This is a genomic window from Ectopseudomonas toyotomiensis (assembly GCF_017167985.1).
GTDB lineage: Bacteria > Pseudomonadota > Gammaproteobacteria > Pseudomonadales > Pseudomonadaceae > Aquipseudomonas > Aquipseudomonas toyotomiensis.
Map to the genome: position 1 here is coordinate 2,714,451 of NZ_CP070505.1, position 17,771 is coordinate 2,732,221.

Consider the following 17,771-nt stretch of genomic DNA (forward strand, 5'->3'; position numbering starts at 1 on the left):
AATATGCTGCCAAGCGCTCTGGCGCTGGGCTATGCTGTGCCAGCGCATCAATTCGAGGCCTGCATGCCCGCCGCCTTCCCCGACCGCTTGCCCAACTGGACCTGGTGGCTGCCGCTGCCGATTTTCCATCTGGCAACCTGGATTTCCCTGGCGACCCGTCTGAGTGACGGGGTGGCGTTGTGTTACCTGCCCTTGGTGCTCGGCCTTGCCCTGTGCCTGTGGTGGGGACCGCGGGTGCTGCCTGCGTTGTATCTCAATGCCCTGGTGAGTGTGCCGCTCTGGGGGCTGCCCTGGGCGTGGGCGCCGCTCTACGCCCTGCCGGAAACCGCCGCCGTTGCCCTGGGCTGGTGGCTGTTGCGGCGTCAGCCTTTCGATCCTGCGCTGGGACGTTTGAGCGATCTGCTGAGATTTTTTGCCTTCGCTGTGTTGATGCCGAGCGCCTTGGTGTCGCTCGGCTTGCAGAGCAACCTCTGGCTGACCGGTTTTCAGGTAAGCGGGCAATGGGCGCAGGACAGCCTGGCGATCTGGTTGAGCGACACCATCAATATGCTCGCCCTGACGGCGCCTTTGCTGGCGTACGGCACTCCGCTGCTGCGGGCGCGCGGCTGGACCCGTGAGCCGCTGGTAGATAGCGCGCCGACGCTGAGCATCAGTCGCTCGCCAGGTGGTTGGCTGTTGGCGACAGGCGTATTTGTAGTGCTGATGCTGCTCAGCGCCAGCCTGCCGGCTCAGCTCGCCCTGCCGCTGCTTGGCCTGAGCATGTTGGTACTGGCGCTGCGGCACGCCTTTGCCGGTGCTCTGTATGGCGTGCTGCTGGTGTACGCCGCGACCCTGCCGGTACCACTGCTGCGCGGCAGTCCGAGTTTCGGTGAGCTGGATCTGCAGCGTAGCCAGTTGCACTTCGCCGTCATGCTGCTGATGGGCGCCACCTTGCTGGTGGGCCGGGCGCTCAGCGATCTGCGTCAGGCGCTGACGCGCAGCGCGCAGATGCAGCAGCAACTGGCCCGTGCCAACCTGGCGATGGAGGCCAGCCCGCTGGGCGTGACCATTGCCGATGCGCGCCAGGCCGATACGCCATTGGTGTACTGCAATGCCGCATTCAGCCAGATAACCGGCTACAGCGCCGAGGAGGTGCTGGGGCGCAACTGCCGTTTCCTGCTCGGCCAGGATCTCGCCCAACTTGAGTTGCAGCCGTTGCGCCGAGCCCTGCGAGAGGGGCGCAGCGGCCACGCGGTGGTGCGCAACTATCGCAAGGACGGTAGGCCGTTCTGGAACGAGGTGGTGTTGGCGCCAATGCGCGACGGGGAGGGCATCAGCCATTTTGTCGGGCTGCAGCATGATGTCACCGAGCGTGTCGAGCTGGCGGCCAAGGTCGAGCTGCAGCGTGCGCAATTACTGCGTCAGAGCCATCTGTTCAGCCAGACCGAAGACATCGCCAACCTGGGTGGCTGGGTGCTGGAGATCAGCGACTACGGCATGTTCTGGAGCGATGGCTGCTACCGCATCGTCGAACGCGACATTCATCTTGGGCCACCGAATCTCGAGCAGGCGCTGCATTACTTCGACACGCCGAGCCAGACGCTGATCATGCAGACCCTGCAGGCAGCCTTGAGCGGGATGGATGATCTGGATATCGAGGTGCGCCTGGCCGCGCGTCTGGGCGGACGCCTGGTGCGCCTGCGTGGCATGGCCGAGCGCAATCAGGACGGTAGCCTGGTGCGCATCTATGGCGTGGTGCAGGACATCAGCGAGCGCAAACGCACCGAGTCGCAACTGCGCGAGCGTGACGAGCGGCTGCGCCTGTTCTTCGAGGCGCCGCTGATCGGCATGGCACTGACCACCCAGAGCTTTGGCTGGGAGGAGGTCAACCAGAAGCTGTGCAGCATCCTCGGCCGCAGTCGAGACGCATTGCTCGCCTGCAGTTGGCAGCAGCTGTCGCACCCGGACGATCTGCCGATCGAGCAGGCCCATGTGGAGCAGGTGCTGCTGGGTAGCAGCGATGGCTTCGAGATGGACAAGCGCTTTCTGCGTGCCGATGGCTTGGTTGTCTTCACCCGTGTCAGCCTGCGCGCCGTGCGCGGCGGTGGTGGCCGGCAGACGCTGTTCCTGCTGCTGGTCGAGGACATCAGTGCGCGGCGTGAGGCCGAGGCGCGCTACCGAACACTGGTCGAGCACGCGCCCGAGGCGATCTTGCTGTTCGACCCCGAAGGCGGCATCGTCGAGTGCAATGAGAACGCCCTGCGTCTGTTTCGTTATCGCCGCGATGAGCTGCTCGGTCGCTCGATTCAAAGCATCAGCCCGCTGCGCCAGGCCGATGGTCGCTCGTCCTCCCGCGCCGGCAAGGCCTTCCTGCGCCGCGCCATTGCCGGTGAAGCGCCGGTGTTCGAATGGAACCATCGCGACAGTGGAGGTCGCCAGCTGCCCTGCGAGGTGCGCCTGGTGCGCATGCCGGGGGAGAGTCTGCTGATTCGCGCCAGCGTCACCGATATCTCCGAACGTCAGCGCTACCAGCGCGAGATCGAGCGCCTGGCCTACAGCGACGAACTGACCGGCCTGCCCAATCGCCGCCTGTTGCTCGATCGTCTGCAGCACGCCATGGACCGGGAGAATCGCGAGGGCAGCCTGGGCGCGCTGCTGTTCATCGATCTGGATCATTTCAAGACGGTCAACGACAGCCTGGGCCATCTGGTTGGCGACGCCCTGCTGGTCGAGGTGACCACACGCCTGGCTCGTGAGCTGCGCACTGAAGACACCCTGGCGCGTCTCGGCGGTGACGAGTTCGTGGTGCTGCTCGAAGCTCTGGGCCATGAGCCGCAAGCGGTTGCCGAGCAGGCCGCAGCAGTGGGTGAGAAATTGCTGCGCGGCCTGCATGGCAGTTGCCTGATCGACGGTCATGAGCTGGCGATCAGTGCCAGTATCGGCATCGCCCTGCACCCGTTGGGCCTGCAACAGGCCTCGGACATTCTCAAGCAGGCCGATACCGCCATGTACCGGGCCAAGCATGCCGGGCGCAACGCCCTACATTTCTTCGCCCCGGAGATGCAGGTTGCCATCGACCAACGGCTGCAGTTGCAGAGCGAGCTGCGTCAGGCCATCGCGCGTCAGCAACTGCAGCTGGTGTTCCAGCCGCAACTGATGCTGGCTGACAACAGCGTGGCGGGCGCCGAGGTGTTGCTGCGCTGGATGCACCCCGAGCGTGGTGAGATCGGTCCGGACCAGTTCATCCCACTGGCCGAGGAAACCGGGCTGATCCAGGACATTGGCCAGTGGGTGCTGGAGCAGGCCTGTGCGGCGCTGGCGCGATGGCAGGGGCAATGGCCGCAACTGGTGCTGGCGGTCAATCTCAGCCCGCGTGAACTGCGTCAGGCTGGCTGCGTGGAGCGTGTCGAGCAGTGCCTGCGTGATCACGCCGTGCCGGCCCAGTCCCTGGAGCTGGAAATCACCGAGGGCGTGCTGCTCGAAGATGTCGAGCGCTGCATCGGCAACATGCAGCAGCTCAAGGCGCAGGGCGTGCGCTTCGCCATCGACGACTTCGGTACCGGCTACTCGTCGCTCACTTACCTCAAACGTCTGCCGCTGGACCGGCTGAAGATCGACCGCAGCTTCGTCGCCGATCTCGACGGCGAAGCGAGTGGGCGCATGCTGGTGCAGACCATCCTGATGATCGCGCGCAACCTGGGCCTGGAGTGCGTGGCCGAAGGTATCGAACACGACAGCCAGCTGGCACTGCTGCGTGAGCAGGGCTGTGCCTTGGGCCAGGGTTATCTGTTCGGGCGGCCGATGACCGAAGCGGAGTTTCTTGCCTGGATACAGGCTCGTCAGCGCTGAGCCGGGTTACCAGCTCAGGCTGCCGCTGCCCAGGCGCGCCCGCTGGCCATAAGGCCAGGGATAGTTGCTGTCGCCATGCCCGCTCGGCAGGTCGCCATACAGCGGCACGCCCAGCGGCGCCAGGTATTCGCCGATGATCTGCTCCAGGCTGTGGTGCACGCCGCGCCGTGGGCAGTCGGTGAAACTGCCCAGGCACACCGCACGCGGGCGCTTGCCGGCGAAGCTGTGCAGCAGTTGCCAGAGACTGCGCTCCAGGCGGTAGTAGGGCTCGCCGACGTCCTCCAGAATCAGGATCGAATCCTCTGTCAGGCGCAGCCCAGCATCGGTACCGCAGACGCTGGCCAATGCCGTGAGATTGCCGCCCTGCAGGGTGCCTTCGATGGCATGCAGCGGGCCGCTGATATGCCTTAGCGGCAACTGCCGGTGCTGGCCCTTGAGCAGGTTCCACAGCGCCTGCATCGAGGCCAGGCGTTCGCGCTGGCCGGCGGGCGCCGATAGCATCTGATGGCCGAGTGCGGTGGCCACCGGCCCATGAATGGCTGGCAGGCCCCGCTGCGCAAAGGCTTCGAGCAGAATCGACAGATCGGAGAAGCCGATCAGCGGGCGCGGGCTGGCCTGGCGCAGCAGCGCCCAGTCGATATCCGCCACCAGTTGTGCGCAACCATAGCCGCCACGCAGACACCAGACGGCGCTGATATCCGGCAGGGTTAAGGCCTGGTGCAGGTCTGCCAGGCGTTGCTCCGGCGTGCCGGCCAGGTAGCGATGGCGGGCGCGTACATGCCGGCCCAGGTGGTAGCGCACGCCCAGTACGTCGAGCTGCGCCAGCGTTGCCTCGAGCACGTCTTCGGCGATGGCAGAGGCCGGTGCGATCAGCGCCAGGCGACCGTCGAACACTGGGCTCATCCGCGGCCCTTGGTGCGGGTCTGGCCGGGTTCGGCGTTCTTTTCCAGGTACTGGATGATCATCCCGGCGACGTCCTTGCCGGTGGTGGTCTCGATGCCTTCCAGGCCGGGCGAGGAGTTCACCTCCATCACCAGTGGGCCGTGGTTGGAGCGCAGGATGTCCACCCCGGCGACGTTCAGGCCCATCACGCGGGCAGCGCGCACAGCGGTCATGCGCTCTTCCGGGGTGATCTTGATCAGGCTGGCGCTGCCGCCGCGATGCAGATTGGAGCGGAACTCGCCGGCCTTGGCCTGGCGCTTCATTGCCGCGATCACCTTGTCACCGACCACGAAGCAGCGAATGTCGGCGCCGCCGGCTTCCTGGATGTATTCCTGGACCATGATGTCCTGCTTGAGGCCGAGGAAGGCCTCGATCACCGATTCGGCCGCCTTGTGCGTTTCGGCCAGTACCACGCCCATGCCCTGGGTGCCTTCCAGCACCTTGATCACCAGCGGCGCACCGCCAACCATCTGGATCAGGTCGGGAATGTCGTCCGGGGAGTGGGCGAAGCCGGTCACCGGCAGGCCAATGCCTTTGCGCGACAAGAGCTGCAGAGCGCGCAGCTTGTCACGCGAGCGGCTGATGGCCACCGACTCGTTGAGCGGGTAGACGCCCATCATCTCGAACTGGCGCAACACCGCGCAGCCATAGAAGGTCACCGAAGCGCCGATGCGCGGAATCACCGCATCGAAGCCCTCCAGCGCCTGGCCGCGATAATGGATCTGCGGTTTGTGACTGGCGATGTTCATGTAGGCGCGCAAGGTGTCGATCACCTGCATCTCATGGCCCCGCTGCTGACCGGCCTCCACCAGGCGGCGAGTGGAATACAGACGCGGGTTGCGCGACAGCACGGCGATCTTCATTGGGCACCTGGAAGGGACGAGGAGAGTGAGGGTTTGTCCTGCACATAGCTGAGTGCCGGATTGACCACCAGTTGGCCGGTGATCAGCGCCTTGGAGCCGAGTAGTACGCGATAACGCATGGTCTTGCGACAGGCCAGGGTGAACTCCACCGGCCACAGGCGATCGCCGAGGGCCAGGTGCGTGCGGATCACGTAGCGGCTCTGCGCCTGGCCGTTGGAGCTCTTGATGCGTTTGACCGAGACCATCTGCGCCTCGCAGCGATGACGGCGTTGCACCTGGGTGCCGAGGTAGGCGGTGAAACGCACCCAGTCCTCGCCGTCCTTCTGGAACGGCTGGATATCGCTGGCGTGCAGGCTCGAGGTGCTGGCGCCGGTGTCGATCTTGGCACGCAGGCCGATGATGCCGAGCTCTGGCAGATTGATCCACTCACGCAGGCCGATCACGCTGAGCTGGTCGAAAGTCTTCAAGGTGAGAGTGTCCCCTGCGGCCGACAAAGCCTATGATTCCGCGCATTCTAGTTGTGTCGTGTGACAACTGCATCTGCCGTGCGTGCGAATACCTGAACCCTTCAGAGAGTGAGATGAGCGAAAAAGACGACGACAAGATCCGCCTGGACAAATGGCTGTGGGCGGCACGCTTCTTCAAGACGCGCGCCCTGTGCAAGGCCGCTATAGAAGGTGGCAAGGTCCATCATCGTGGCGAGCGCTGCAAGCCGGGCAAGGAACCGAAGATCGGCGACGAATACGTGCTGCGCACCGGTTTCGATGAACGCACCGTGGTCGTGCTGGCGCTATCCAGTTTCCGCCGCGGCGCGCCCGAGGCGCAACTGCTGTACCGCGAGACGGAAGAAAGTATCGCTCGCCGCGAGCAGGCTGCGGCGATGCGCAAGGCTGGCGCCGTGGGTATGCAGACCGATGGTCGGCCGAGCAAGAAGCAGCGCCGGCAGATTCATCAGTTCAACGAACAGCAGGAAGGTGGCCTGCGCCACCCCTGGGCGGATGAGGATTAGGCGCAAGCCTGCAGGAGCGAGTCGGGTTGTTGGTAGCCCGGATGAAATCCGGACTACCCGCTTCAGCGCCCGCTGACGATGCTCATGCGGCCCAGCAGCGGCAGCTTGGCCAGGCGCGAGGTGATTGGCAGGGTGATCTTCTCCAGCCATTCGCTGGCGCGATAACCCAGTGGGGTGTAGCAGCTCCAGGCCAGGGCCAGCAGGCTGAGGAATACGCCGCCGACGAAGGCATCCGCCCCCCAGTGAGCACCGGCCACCAGGCGCGGCAGGATGCCGATCGCGGCAATCGCCCAGACCAGCAGCAGGCGCCAGCTGCGGGCGAAGAACGTCATGAAGTAGGCCCAGATCAGTAGCACCGAGGCATGGTCACCGGGGAAGCTGCGGCTGGCGCTGTCCTTCAGGTCCCAGCGCTCTTCCCAGGCCGGGAACATCTCGGTCAGACGTGCGCTGCCTTCTACCACCAGCGACGGGCTGGCATGCTGCCAGCCCATGTATTCGACCAGATCGGCGAACAGCACGCGCATCAGCAGCATGACCGTCAGAGCAACGAGAAAGGCGAACAGGGCCCGACGCACCTGGGCACCGGTGAAAATCAGATCGGCTTTGAGCATCACCGCCAGCATCACCACACCGACACCCGCATCCACTGGGCGCAGGCTGCCGATGGCCCAGACGTGTGCCCACAGACCACCCGCATGTACCGGATCGTTGAGCAGCTTGAACAGCCACAGGTCGAAGGCGTCCCACAACTCGCGAGTGGGCTGCCACAGCCAACTGGCGAGCAGCACGATGGCCGCGACATGGCAGACCAGCATGGCGCGTGGCTGCCAATGGCGATTGATGAACGTGCTCGACATGAAAAGTCCCTTTGCAGATTTATGACAGGCCCTACCCGGGCGCGCGGATAATAGGCAGTGCTGGCGGCAGTACAAGGCCAGCAGTACGGTCGTTCAGCCACAGTTCAGGGGCTGGTTCTTGCCGTGTGAGCAGACGCATATGACGGTCGGGCCTTGGTTGTGATGGCGTTTGTGCATAAAATCGCCAGCCTTTTACAGACCCTGGGCCCGCCGCCATGTACGACTTCAGTCAACGCTTTCTCTTCGACGACACCGACGTGCGGGGCGAAATGGTCGCGTTACGCGAAAGTTACGCTCATGTGCTGGCCAAGCACGCCTACCCGCAGCCAGTGGCGCAACTGCTCGGCGAGATGATGGCCGCCGCCGCACTGCTGGTCGGTACCCTAAAGTTCGAGGGTCTGCTGGTGCTGCAGGCGCGTTCGGAAGGCCCGCTGTCGCTGCTGATGGTGGAATGCTCCAGCGCCCGTGAGCTGCGTGGTATAGCCCGCTACGAAGCCGAGCAGATCGGCGCCGATGCCGACCTGCAAAGCCTGATGCCCAATGGCGTGCTGGCCATCACCATCGATCCGACCCGTGGCCAGCGCTACCAGGGCATCGTCGACCTTGAAGGTGTCGACCTGGCCGAGTGCCTGTCCAACTATTTCGCCAGCTCCGAGCAACTGCCGACCCGCTTCTGGCTCAAGGCCGACGGCCAGCGTGCTCGCGGTCTGCTGCTGCAACAGTTGCCGCCGCACCACCAGATCGAGCCCGAGGCGCGCCAGGAAAGCTGGAACCATGTGCTGACCCTGGCCGACACCCTGAGCGCCGAAGAGCTGCTCGGTCTGGACAATCCGACACTGCTGCATCGCCTCTACCATGAAGAGAACGTGCGTCTGTTCGACGAGCAGCCACTGCAGTTCCGCTGCAGCTGCTCGCGTGAGCGTTCTGCCAGCGCCCTGGCCAGTCTCGGCCAGGCCGATGCCGAACTGCTGCTGGCCGAGCAGGGTGGCAGCGTGGTGATCGATTGCCAGTTCTGCAACGAGCGTTATGCTTTCGATGCTGCCGATGTCGCCCAGCTGTTCGCCGGCGCTGGCAGCGAGGCGCCGTCGCATACACGACATTGATGAACTTTTCTGAACGATAGCCGTTCTCTATCAGATCGGAGGCTGCCAAGCAGTTCGCTTTTCTGGCATACTCCCGCGACTTTTTTACCGTGTAGTGCAGTTGCCCCTGTACTACACAACGTTCGGAAGACTCGGCCAGCGGCCGACGGGGACCCTCATGACGCAAGCCAACAACGCCGTGTACACCGACATCAGCGCCGCGCAACTGGTCGAAGAAGCCATTCGCCGTGGTGAAGGGGAACTGGCCGCCAACGGCGCGCTGGTCGTACGTACTGGTCATCGCACTGGCCGCTCGCCGGCAGACCGCTTTATCGTTCAGGAGCCGAGCACCGAGGCGCAGATCGCCTGGGGCGCCATCAACCGTCCGTTCCCGGCCGACAAGTTCGACGCCCTGTGGGATCGCGTCGCGGCGTTCAACAACGCCCAGGAGCACTTCGTCTCCCACGTTCACGTAGGTTCTGCCGAAGAGCACTACCTGCCGGTCAAGATGACCACCGCGACCGCCTGGCAGAACCTGTTCGGCCGTCAGCTGTTCATCAACCCGAGCGCCTACAACCCGGCCGGCAAGGCCGAGTGGCAGATCCTCAACGTTGCCAACTTCGAGTGCGTGCCGGAGCGTGACGGCACCAACTCCGATGGCTGCGTGATCATCAACTTCGCCGCCAAGAAAGTCTTGATCGCCGGCATGCGTTACGCCGGTGAAATGAAGAAAGCCATGTTCTCCGTGCAGAACTTCCTGCTGCCGGAAAAAGACGTGCTGCCGATGCACTGTGCCGCCAACATCGGCGAAGAAGGCGACGTCACCCTGTTCTTCGGTCTGTCCGGCACCGGCAAGACCACCCTGTCCGCCGACGAGTCGCGTTACCTGATCGGTGACGACGAGCACGGTTGGGGCGAGGGCGTGGTGTTCAACGTCGAAGGCGGTTGCTACGCCAAGTGCATCGACCTGTCCGAGAAGAACGAGCCGGTGATCTGGAAGGCCATCCAGTTCGGCACCGTACTGGAAAACGTCGTGCTCGACGACAGCCGCACCCCGGATTACGCCGACGACAGCCTGACCCAGAACAGCCGTGCGGCCTACCCGCTGGAGTACGTCGAGAAGCGCAGCGAGAAGAATCTGGGCGGCGAGCCGAATGCCGTGATCTTCCTGACCTGCGACCTGACCGGTGTACTGCCGCCGGTGTCGATCCTCAACAACGAGCAGGCGGCTTATCACTTCCTGTCCGGCTACACCGCGCTGGTCGGTTCCACGGAAATGGGGTCGGGCGGCGGCATCAAGTCGACCTTCTCCACCTGCTTCGGCGCACCGTTCTTCCCGCGTCCGGCTGGCGTATACGCCGAGCTGCTGATCAAGCGCATCAACGCCTTCGGCTCCAAGGTCTACCTGGTCAACACCGGCTGGACCGGCGGTGGCTATGGCGTCGGCAAGCGTTTCAACATCCCCACCACCCGTGGTGTGATCGCGGCCATCCAGAGCGGTGCGCTGATCGGTGCCGAGACCGAGCACCTGCCGATCATCAACCTGGATGTGCCGAAGTCGGTTCCGGGCGTCGAAACCAATCTGCTCAACCCGCGCAACACCTGGGCAGACAAGAATGCCTATGACGAAGCCGCCAAGGGCCTGGCCAAGCTGTTCATCGACAACTTCCAGAAGTTCGATGTCAGCGAAGCGATCAAGAACGCCGGCCCGCAGCTCTAAGCTGACCTGCGTTTTCTGACAAAGCCGCCTTCGGGCGGCTTTGTCGTTGTTGGGGGCTGCGTACAGCGTAGACGGGTGCACACAGCGGAGTAGGGCGTACTCGCCGAAGGCAGTACGCCATTGCTGCGCCAGGCGCAGGTTGCGAGGCCGAGCCTGGCATACGGCGGGCTGTTCGCTGGCGCTCCTGAGCCCGCCCTACGCACTGCAATACGTCGCTGCGCATGACGCACCCTACCTAACCGCGTTATGGTCAGGGACCATTCAGCGGTCAATGGAGTGACAGCGCATGTCTACCCTCAAACGTGTCTTCGGTTTCGATCAGCTGCGTCCCGGTCAGGAAGCGGTGCTCAGCGCCGTACTCGCCGGTCGCTCGGCGGCGGCGATCTTTCCTACCGGTTCGGGCAAGTCGCTGTGCTACCAGTTGCCGGCCTTGCATCTGCCACACTTGACCCTGGTGATTTCGCCGCTACTGGCGCTGATGCAGGATCAGTTGGCCTTCCTGCATGCCCATGGCATCGCGGCGGCCAGCATCGATTCGGCGCAGAGCCGCGAGCATGCCGCCGAGGTGATGAACCGCGCACGCAGCGGCGAACTGAAGATTCTGATGATCTCGGTGGAGCGCCTGAAGAACGAGCGCTTCCGTAATTTCATCGCTCAGGTACCGATCTCACTGTTGGTGGTCGACGAGGCGCACTGCATTTCCGAGTGGGGCCACAATTTCCGCCCTGACTACCTCAAGCTGCCCGACTATCAACGCCAGTTCGGCATCAAGCAGGTGCTGCTGCTCACCGCCACGGCCACGCCCAAGGTGATCGCCGACATGCGCGAGAAATTCGCCATCCTTGAAGCGGACGTGGTCACCACCGGCTTCTACCGGCCCAATCTCAACCTGCTGGTGGAGCCAGTGGCAGGCTCCGCCAAGGCGCAACGTCTGCAGCAATGGCTGGCGCCGCGGCGCGGCCAGGCGAGCATCGTCTACGTCACCCAGCAGAAAACTGCCGAGCAGGTCGCCGAACGCCTGGCGCGTGACGGTCTGGCGGTCAGCGCCTACCACGCTGGCATGGCCCATGACGTACGTGAGTCGATCCAGCGCCGTTTCATGGCAGGCGAACTGGAATGCATCGTCGCCACCATCGCCTTCGGCATGGGCATCGACAAGCGCGACATCCGCAACGTGGTGCACTTCGACTTGCCCAAGTCGGTGGAGAACTACAGCCAGGAAATCGGCCGCGCCGGACGCGATGGCCAGGCCTCGGACTGCCTGGTGCTGGCCAGCCGCGACGGTCTCAGCGTGCTGGAGAACTTCGTCTACGGCGATACGCCGGAGCTCGCCGGCATTCGTGCCGTGCTCGACGACCTGCGCGCAGTCGGCACGGGCGGGCAGTGGGAGCTGATGCTTGGCCAGTTGTCGGAGCTGAGCAATATCCGTGCGCTGCCGCTCAAGACCCTGCTGGTGCAGCTGGAGCTGCGCGGCATCATCGCGCCGCGCTATGCCTACTTCGCCGAGTATCGCTTCAAGTTGCTGCTGGAGGATGAGGCGCTGCTGGCGCAGTTCGAGGGCGAGCGCCGCCAGTTCGTCGAGGTCATCCTCGCCTGCTCGAAGCGCGCACGCACCTGGTCGACGCTGGACTTCGATGCCCTGTATCAGCAGTACGGCGCCGAACGCGCGCGGGTGGTCAAGGCACTGGACTACTTCCAGGAGAAGGGCTGGCTGGAGCTGGAAAGCAAGCAGATGACCGAGGTCTATGCCGTGCTCGATGGCGACTTCGATGTGGCGGCGCTGGCCAATGATTTGCACGCCCACTTTCGCACCCACGAGGCCAGTGAGATTGCCCGCATCCAGGCCATGCTCGCCCTGTTCGAGAGCCGTGAATGCCTGAGCCGGCGCCTGGCGCTGTACTTCGGCGATGCGCAGGCGCCCGAGCGTTGTGGGCATTGTTCTGTGTGCCAGGGCCGCGTCGCTACCCTGCCGCAACCGCCAGAGCAGCCGCCGTTGAGCGCTCGTGATGCGCAGGCGCTGTGCGCGGCCTTCGTCGAAAAGCACCTGCAGCACGCCGGCGACAGGCCGAGCCATGAGTGCCTGACGCGCTTTCTCTGTGGCGTGACCACGCCACTGTTGACCAAGCTCAAGGCGCGCCAGCTGGCCGGTTTCGCTGCACTGGAGGAGTACCCCTACGCCGAGGTGCGCGGTTGGTTGGCGGCCTCGTTTGCGTAGGGGGGCCTAGGCGTGCGCACCAGAGATTGCGCGCAAGGCATTGGTGCGCACGGTTCTCGTCAGTTGTGTAGGGTGCGCCGCGCGCACCGATGATCACCTGTGAAGTGTCTGGTGCGTACAGCCCAGGCGGCCCGCCACACCCTACGGGGTAGCGCGTTGCCCTTCGGCCAGCGTCCAGTTCACCAACTCCTGAGCCAGGCGATCCCCCGCCTGGCCGAAGGCGGCTACCACCGCGGGGACCGACGTATCACCTGCCGGCTGGCTGACGCTGAAGCGGCGGCTGGCGAGGATGCGTTGATCGCGGGCATCGACCAGGCGCACGTCGAGCTGGATCAGCGCCTCGGGGCGGCCGTCGCGATACTGGCTGTGGAAGCTGCGCAGGTCGCTGACCAGCTCCAGGTCGGCTTGCAGGCGCTGCTCTTCGTTGCTCAATGCCTGAACTCGACCGTCGTCGTGAAAGGCGTCCAGCAGGCGGCCACGCAGCAGTTGCGGCGTGCGTTCGCTCCAGCGTACGCCCTGGTAGGTATTGACCCGACCGGGCTCAGGCAGCACGACGATGCGCGTGCCGTCGAGCAGCTGGTTGCTGACCGGGCTGTTGACACGTAACGACCAGTCGACGCGCTGAGTTTGCGCCGGCATCGCGGCGCCTGGCAGCAGGTAGATATCCAATGGTTCGCTCTGCGGCAGGATCGAGCAGGCGCTGAGCAGGCCAGCGGCCAGCAGCAGGGACAGACGCTTCATGGTTGGAACTCCTTGATGCTGTCGTTGCGCAGCAGGTAGCCGGTGGGATCCTGCTCCAGGCGGCGGGAGAAGCTGCGCAGGGCGCCGAGGGTGTCGCGCAGTTCGCCAATCGCCGGGCCCAGCTCGCCGAGGCCCTGCATGCCGCTGTCCAGCGCACTGCGATTACTTTCCAGCAACTGCTCGATGCTGCGGCTGCTGCGTTCCAGCGAGGCCATCAGACGCTCGGCATTGTCCAGCGCCTGACTGCCCTGGCCGTCGAGCAGGCGGTTGGCGGTGCGCATCAGTTCGGCCGCCTCGCGGGTGGCGGCGCCGGCCTGTTGCAGGGCTTCGCTCAGCTCGCCGCGTTGGTCGGCCAGGCCGGCGGTGGCCTGCTCCAGATTCTCCAGGGTGCGCGAGACGCGCTCGGCGTTCTCGCGTGAGAGCAGGCGGTTGGCACGGGTCAGCAGGCGGGTGATATTGACCACCAGGTCCTCACCATTGGCCATCAGCCGGGACAGTGGCGAACGGTCGGCGATGATGATGCCTGGCTCGCCATCCTTGCCTTCCAGTGGCGGGCTTTCCGGGCTGCCGCTGTACAGCTGGATCACTGCCAGGCCGGTGATGCCGGTGATCGACAGGCGCGCGCGGGTGTCCTGCTTGATCGGTGTATGGCCGACGATGCGGATGCGCGCGCGCACCGTGCGCGGGTCGTCCGGGTCGAGGCCGAGGCTGATCACGTCACCGACCTTGATCCCGCTGTACTGCACGGCGCTGCCCTGCGACAGGCCACTGACCGCCTCGTTGAAGATCACCTCGTAATCGGTGAAGGCGCGATCGGCCCCGGCCTTGTTTAGCCACAGGGCGAACAGCAGCGCGGCGCCCACCGTGAGCACGGTGAACAGGCCGATCAGCACGTGATGGGCTCTGGGTTCCATTCATTGACTCCCTGCCGCGGTAGCGGCCTGTGCAGCCGCGCGTCCGCGCGGGCCGTGAAAATATTGCTGAATCCAGGCGTCGTCGGTGGCGGCCACCACGTCCAGGCGGTCGGCCACCAGCACCTTCTTCTGTGCCAGCACCGCGACCCGGTCGCAGATGCTGTAGAGCGTGTCCAGATCGTGAGTGACCAGAAATACGCTCAGACCCAGGCTGTCGCTGAGCGTGCGGATCAACTGGTCGAATGCCGCCGCGCCAATCGGGTCGAGGCCGGCGGTGGGTTCGTCGAGAAACAGGATGTCCGGGTCCAGTGCCAGGGCGCGGGCCAGGGCGGCGCGCTTGACCATGCCGCCGGACAGCGAGCTGGGGTATTTGTCGGCGGCATCCTGCGGCAGGCCGGCCAGGGCGATCTTGACCCTGGCCAGGCGTTCGGCTGCCGCGCGTGACAGACCGGCGTGTTCGATCAGCGGCAGGGCGATGTTCTCGCTGACGGTCAGCGAGGAGAACAGCGCGCCGCGCTGGTAGAGCACGCCGAAACGCCGCTCCAGTTGCGAGCGCCGCTCGGCTGACAGGCTCAGCAGTTCTTCGCCGAACACCCGTACGGTGCCGGCATTGGGCTGGCGCAGGCCGACGATGCTGCGCAGCAGCACCGACTTGCCGGTGCCCGAGCCGCCGACCACGCCGAGTATCTCGCCGCGATAGAGGTCGAAGTCCAGATGCTGATGCACCACCTGTGTGCCGAACTGGTTGCACAGGTCGCGTACCTCGATGATGGTCTCCTGGCTCACCAACCCATCTCCATCAGAAATAGCGCCGCCAGGGCGTCGAGCAGGATCACCACGAAGATCGACTGCACCACCGCCGAGGTGGTGTGCTCGCCCACCGATTGTGCGCTGCCGCTGACCTTGAAGCCTTCCAGGCAGCCGATCAGGGCGATCAGGAAAGCGAAGATCGGTGCCTTGAGCAGGCCAACGAGGAAGTGCTGCAGCAGGTCGCTGTCCTGCAGGATCGACAGGTACATGGTCGGCGAGATGTCCAGGCTCAGTGCACAGACCAGCGCGCCGCCGAACATACCGCTGAGCATGGCGATGAAGGTCAGGATCGGCAGGGCGATGAGCATGGCGAACACCCGCGGCAGCACCAGCAGCTCGACGGGGCTCAGGCCCAAGGTGCGGATGGCGTCGATCTCCTCGTTGGCCTTCATCGAGCCGATCTGTGCGGTGAAGGCGCTGGCGGTGCGCCCGGCCATGAGAATCGCGGTGAGCAGCACACCGAACTCGCGCAGGAATGAGAACGCCACCAGGTTCACCGTGTAGATGGTGGCACCGAAGTCGGCGAGGATGGTGGCGCCGAGAAACGCCACCACGGCACCCACCAGAAAGGTCAGCAGGGCGACGATGGGCACGGCGTTGAGGCCGCACTGTTCCAGATGGGCCGCCAGCGAGGTCAGGCGCCAGCGCGCCGGGCGCAGCAGGATCGTCAGCATGCCGCTGAGGGTCAGGCCCATGAAACCGAGCAGTTCCCGGCCATGGCACCAGGTGGTTTCCACCGCCTCGCCGATATGTCCGAGCACTTCGCGCAGTGCCGAAGGTGTGGCGTGTTCTGGCACCTGCTGACTGCCTGCCATGGCGTCTGCCACCGCCAGCAGAAGGGCGCGGCGCTCGGTGCTCAGGCTGTCCTGTTGCGCCAGTTGGCGCAGGCGCTCGCAGCCCAGCAGTTCCACCAGCAGCGCAGCGCCGGCGGTATCCAGTGCGGCCAGTTCGTCGAGGTCGATGTTTTCCCGGCCGTGCAGGCGTTCACGCAGGGCCAGGACCTGAGGTTCGAGTCGGCTGTAATGGGCCAGCGTCCAGTCGCCACCGATGCGCAGGCCGCTGGCGGCGTCCGTGCTGCTGGTCTGGAGCGGGGTCAGGTATGGCGTGGTCATGGCGACAGCTTAGCGCTGCGAGGGTCTGCCAGGCCAGTCGCGCGGTTCAGGCTGTATCGGCGGCACGGCGCATGAGCCGCTCGGTCACACCAACGTTCGGATGACGAGCGCATGGGCTAAGGTGATGCTCATTGCCCGAGTTTCGTGAGCGTGCGCCATGTCCGTGGAACATCTGGATGTCCTGATCATCGGTGCCGGCCTGTCTGGTGTCGGTGCCGCCTGCCATCTCAAGCGCCTTTGCCCCGGCAAACGTTTCGCCATTCTCGAAGGGCGTGAGGCCATGGGTGGCACCTGGGACCTGTTTCGTTACCCGGGCATCCGCTCCGACTCGGACATGTACACCCTCGGCTACAACTTCAAACCCTGGAGCGATGCACAGGCCATTGCCGACGGTCCGTCGATCCGCCGCTACATCGAGGAAACAGCACGTGAGTATGGCGTCGATGGGCTGATTCGTTATCGGCACAAGGTGCTCAAGGCGGATTGGTGCAGTGCCAGCGCCACCTGGCAGTTGCTGGTGCAGCGCGGTGACGAGGCCGAGCCGCTGCGCCTGAGCTGCCAGTTTCTGATGATGTGCACCGGTTACTACCGCTACGAGGCCGGTTACACCCCCGAGTTCGCCGGGCTCGACGACTTCCGTGGCACCTTCATCCATCCGCAACTTTGGCCCGAGGGCTTCGACTACAGCGGCAAACGCATCCTGGTGATCGGTAGCGGCGCCACAGCGGTGACCCTGGTGCCGGCACTGGCCGAGCGCGCGGCGCAGGTCACCATGCTGCAGCGTTCGCCCAGCTACGTGATCAACCTGCCGCAGCGCGATGCGCTGTCCAACGCGCTGCGGCGAGTGTTGCCGGAGAAGTGGGTGTACCGCCTGGCGCGCGGGCGCAACGTGACCCTGCAACTGGTCTTCTACAAGCTGGCCAAGCGTTTTCCCAACCTGGTGCGGCGGGTTTTGCTGGGTCTGGTACGGCGCCAACTGGGTGAGCGGGTCGATCTGCGCCATTTCAGCCCCCGCTACAAACCCTGGGACCAGCGCGTCTGTGCGGTGCCCGACGGCGACCTGTTCCGCGTGCTGCGCCAGGGCAAGGCGCAGGTGGTGACGGCCGAGATCGAGCGTTTCACCGCGCACGGCATCCGCCTGAAAAGCGGCGAGGAGCTGGCTGCCGACGTGATCGTCAGCGCCACCGGTCTGCAACTGCAGTTGTTCGGCGGTATCGACGTGAGCGTCGATGGCACGTCCTTCGAGGCACCGACGAGCATGGGTTACCGCGGCATCATGTTGCGTGACCTGCCCAACCTGGCGGTGGTGATGGGCTACACCAATGCCTGCTGGACGCTCAAGGCCGATCTCTCCAGCGAGTACTTCTGCCGCCTGATCCGCCACATGGACGCTATCGGCCGGCGTCAGGTGACCCCGCGCGACACTGATGGTCGAGTGCGGCCGGAGCCGTTTCTCGATCTGCAGTCAGGCTATATCGAGCGGGCTTCGCACCTGCTACCGGCGCAAGGTGACCGGGTGCCCTGGAAGCTGCATCAGAACTATCTGCTCGACCTGGCGCTGCTGCGTTACGGCAAACTCGAAGACGACTATCTGGTGTTTTCCGCCCCTCAGGGCGAGCAGCAAGGCGTATTGGCGCAGCCCTGATTCGGCGTGAGCTATAGCGAATGTCCTACAAGA

General features: G+C 64.8%; 14 protein-coding genes. 6 read left to right on the forward strand and 8 right to left on the reverse strand.

Annotated features, from left to right (window positions below):
• Window positions 1-3: 3 nt before the first annotated feature.
• On the forward strand, window positions 4-3,828 hold the full coding sequence (locus tag JWV26_RS12545) for a bifunctional diguanylate cyclase/phosphodiesterase (RefSeq protein ID WP_241201217.1): 3,825 nt from the start codon (window positions 4-6) through the stop codon (window positions 3,826-3,828).
• A gap of 6 nt (window positions 3,829-3,834) precedes the next feature.
• Here the strand turns inward: JWV26_RS12545 and JWV26_RS12550 are convergent, their stop codons facing one another.
• From JWV26_RS12550 to rimB, 3 genes are read right to left on the reverse strand one after another with little or no spacing between them, the layout of a single operon-like run.
• Complete coding sequence (locus JWV26_RS12550) at window positions 3,835-4,731, reverse strand: S66 peptidase family protein (RefSeq protein ID WP_206416985.1); 897 nt, start codon at window positions 4,729-4,731, stop codon at window positions 3,835-3,837.
• Complete coding sequence (gene rimK, locus JWV26_RS12555) at window positions 4,728-5,633, reverse strand: 30S ribosomal protein S6--L-glutamate ligase (protein WP_072423486.1); 906 nt, start codon at window positions 5,631-5,633, stop codon at window positions 4,728-4,730. Before rimK ends, JWV26_RS12550 begins: the two co-directional genes overlap by 4 nt.
• On the reverse strand, window positions 5,630-6,100 hold the full coding sequence (gene rimB, locus JWV26_RS12560; RefSeq protein ID WP_017678396.1) for a retropepsin-like aspartic endopeptidase RimB: 471 nt from the start codon (window positions 6,098-6,100) through the stop codon (window positions 5,630-5,632). The genes rimK and rimB overlap by 4 nt, the downstream gene beginning before the upstream one ends.
• 113 nt (window positions 6,101-6,213) lie before the next feature.
• Here rimB and JWV26_RS12565 point away from each other — a divergent pair, with 113 nt between their 5' ends.
• Complete coding sequence (locus JWV26_RS12565; protein WP_206416986.1) at window positions 6,214-6,642, forward strand: RNA-binding S4 domain-containing protein; 429 nt, start codon at window positions 6,214-6,216, stop codon at window positions 6,640-6,642.
• A 62-nt stretch (window positions 6,643-6,704) separates the two neighbouring features.
• On the opposite strand, the gene JWV26_RS12570 is transcribed toward JWV26_RS12565, so the two are convergent.
• Window positions 6,705-7,499, reverse strand: a complete 795-nt coding sequence (locus JWV26_RS12570) for a phosphatase PAP2 family protein (RefSeq protein ID WP_206416987.1) — start codon at window positions 7,497-7,499, stop codon at window positions 6,705-6,707.
• 215 nt (window positions 7,500-7,714) lie between these two features.
• Between JWV26_RS12570 and hslO the strand changes: the two genes are divergently transcribed.
• The 3 genes from hslO (at window position 7,715) to JWV26_RS12585 (ending at window position 12,516) form a co-directional block, all read left to right on the forward strand.
• Window positions 7,715-8,602, forward strand: coding sequence for an Hsp33 family molecular chaperone HslO (gene hslO, locus JWV26_RS12575; protein WP_072423483.1), 888 nt, complete (start codon window positions 7,715-7,717; stop codon window positions 8,600-8,602).
• Window positions 8,603-8,759: 157 nt separating this feature from the next.
• On the forward strand, window positions 8,760-10,301 hold the full coding sequence (locus JWV26_RS12580; RefSeq protein WP_072423482.1) for a phosphoenolpyruvate carboxykinase: 1,542 nt from the start codon (window positions 8,760-8,762) through the stop codon (window positions 10,299-10,301).
• 286 nt (window positions 10,302-10,587) lie between these two features.
• Window positions 10,588-12,516, forward strand: a complete 1,929-nt coding sequence (locus tag JWV26_RS12585; RefSeq protein ID WP_206416988.1) for a RecQ family ATP-dependent DNA helicase — start codon at window positions 10,588-10,590, stop codon at window positions 12,514-12,516.
• Window positions 12,517-12,657: 141 nt separating this feature from the next.
• On the opposite strand, the gene JWV26_RS12590 is transcribed toward JWV26_RS12585, so the two are convergent.
• The 4 genes from JWV26_RS12590 to JWV26_RS12605 are packed head-to-tail and all read right to left on the reverse strand — an operon-like array spanning window position 12,658 to window position 16,093.
• Complete coding sequence (locus tag JWV26_RS12590) at window positions 12,658-13,257, reverse strand: ABC-type transport auxiliary lipoprotein family protein (protein WP_074913584.1); 600 nt, start codon at window positions 13,255-13,257, stop codon at window positions 12,658-12,660.
• On the reverse strand, window positions 13,254-14,171 hold the full coding sequence (locus JWV26_RS12595) for an MlaD family protein (RefSeq protein ID WP_074913585.1): 918 nt from the start codon (window positions 14,169-14,171) through the stop codon (window positions 13,254-13,256). The genes JWV26_RS12590 and JWV26_RS12595 overlap by 4 nt, the downstream gene beginning before the upstream one ends.
• Window positions 14,172-14,957 carry an ABC transporter ATP-binding protein gene (locus tag JWV26_RS12600; RefSeq protein WP_074913586.1) on the reverse strand — a complete coding sequence of 262 codons (786 nt, stop codon included), beginning with the start codon at window positions 14,955-14,957 and terminating at the stop codon, window positions 14,172-14,174.
• Window positions 14,954-16,093 carry an MlaE family ABC transporter permease gene (locus JWV26_RS12605; RefSeq protein WP_206416989.1) on the reverse strand — a complete coding sequence of 380 codons (1,140 nt, stop codon included), beginning with the start codon at window positions 16,091-16,093 and terminating at the stop codon, window positions 14,954-14,956. The genes JWV26_RS12600 and JWV26_RS12605 overlap by 4 nt, the downstream gene beginning before the upstream one ends.
• A gap of 157 nt (window positions 16,094-16,250) precedes the next feature.
• Between JWV26_RS12605 and JWV26_RS12610 the strand changes: the two genes are divergently transcribed.
• Complete coding sequence (locus tag JWV26_RS12610) at window positions 16,251-17,738, forward strand: flavin-containing monooxygenase (RefSeq protein ID WP_206416990.1); 1,488 nt, start codon at window positions 16,251-16,253, stop codon at window positions 17,736-17,738.
• The last annotated feature ends 33 nt before the right edge of the window (window positions 17,739-17,771 follow it).

Coding starts and splice junctions, on each gene's coding strand:
- JWV26_RS12545 (WP_241201217.1), top strand. CDS start 4: ATGCTGCCAAGCGCTCTGGCGCTGGGCTATGCTGTGCCAGCGCATCAA.
- JWV26_RS12550 (WP_206416985.1), bottom strand. CDS start 4,731: ATGAGCCCAGTGTTCGACGGTCGCCTGGCGCTGATCGCACCGGCCTCT.
- rimK (WP_072423486.1), bottom strand. CDS start 5,633: ATGAAGATCGCCGTGCTGTCGCGCAACCCGCGTCTGTATTCCACTCGC.
- JWV26_RS12565 (WP_206416986.1), top strand. CDS start 6,214: ATGAGCGAAAAAGACGACGACAAGATCCGCCTGGACAAATGGCTGTGG.
- JWV26_RS12570 (WP_206416987.1), bottom strand. CDS start 7,499: ATGTCGAGCACGTTCATCAATCGCCATTGGCAGCCACGCGCCATGCTG.
- hslO (WP_072423483.1), top strand. CDS start 7,715: ATGTACGACTTCAGTCAACGCTTTCTCTTCGACGACACCGACGTGCGG.
- JWV26_RS12580 (WP_072423482.1), top strand. CDS start 8,760: ATGACGCAAGCCAACAACGCCGTGTACACCGACATCAGCGCCGCGCAA.
- JWV26_RS12585 (WP_206416988.1), top strand. CDS start 10,588: ATGTCTACCCTCAAACGTGTCTTCGGTTTCGATCAGCTGCGTCCCGGT.
- JWV26_RS12590 (WP_074913584.1), bottom strand. CDS start 13,257: ATGAAGCGTCTGTCCCTGCTGCTGGCCGCTGGCCTGCTCAGCGCCTGC.
- JWV26_RS12595 (WP_074913585.1), bottom strand. CDS start 14,171: ATGGAACCCAGAGCCCATCACGTGCTGATCGGCCTGTTCACCGTGCTC.
- JWV26_RS12605 (WP_206416989.1), bottom strand. CDS start 16,093: ATGACCACGCCATACCTGACCCCGCTCCAGACCAGCAGCACGGACGCC.
- JWV26_RS12610 (WP_206416990.1), top strand. CDS start 16,251: ATGTCCGTGGAACATCTGGATGTCCTGATCATCGGTGCCGGCCTGTCT.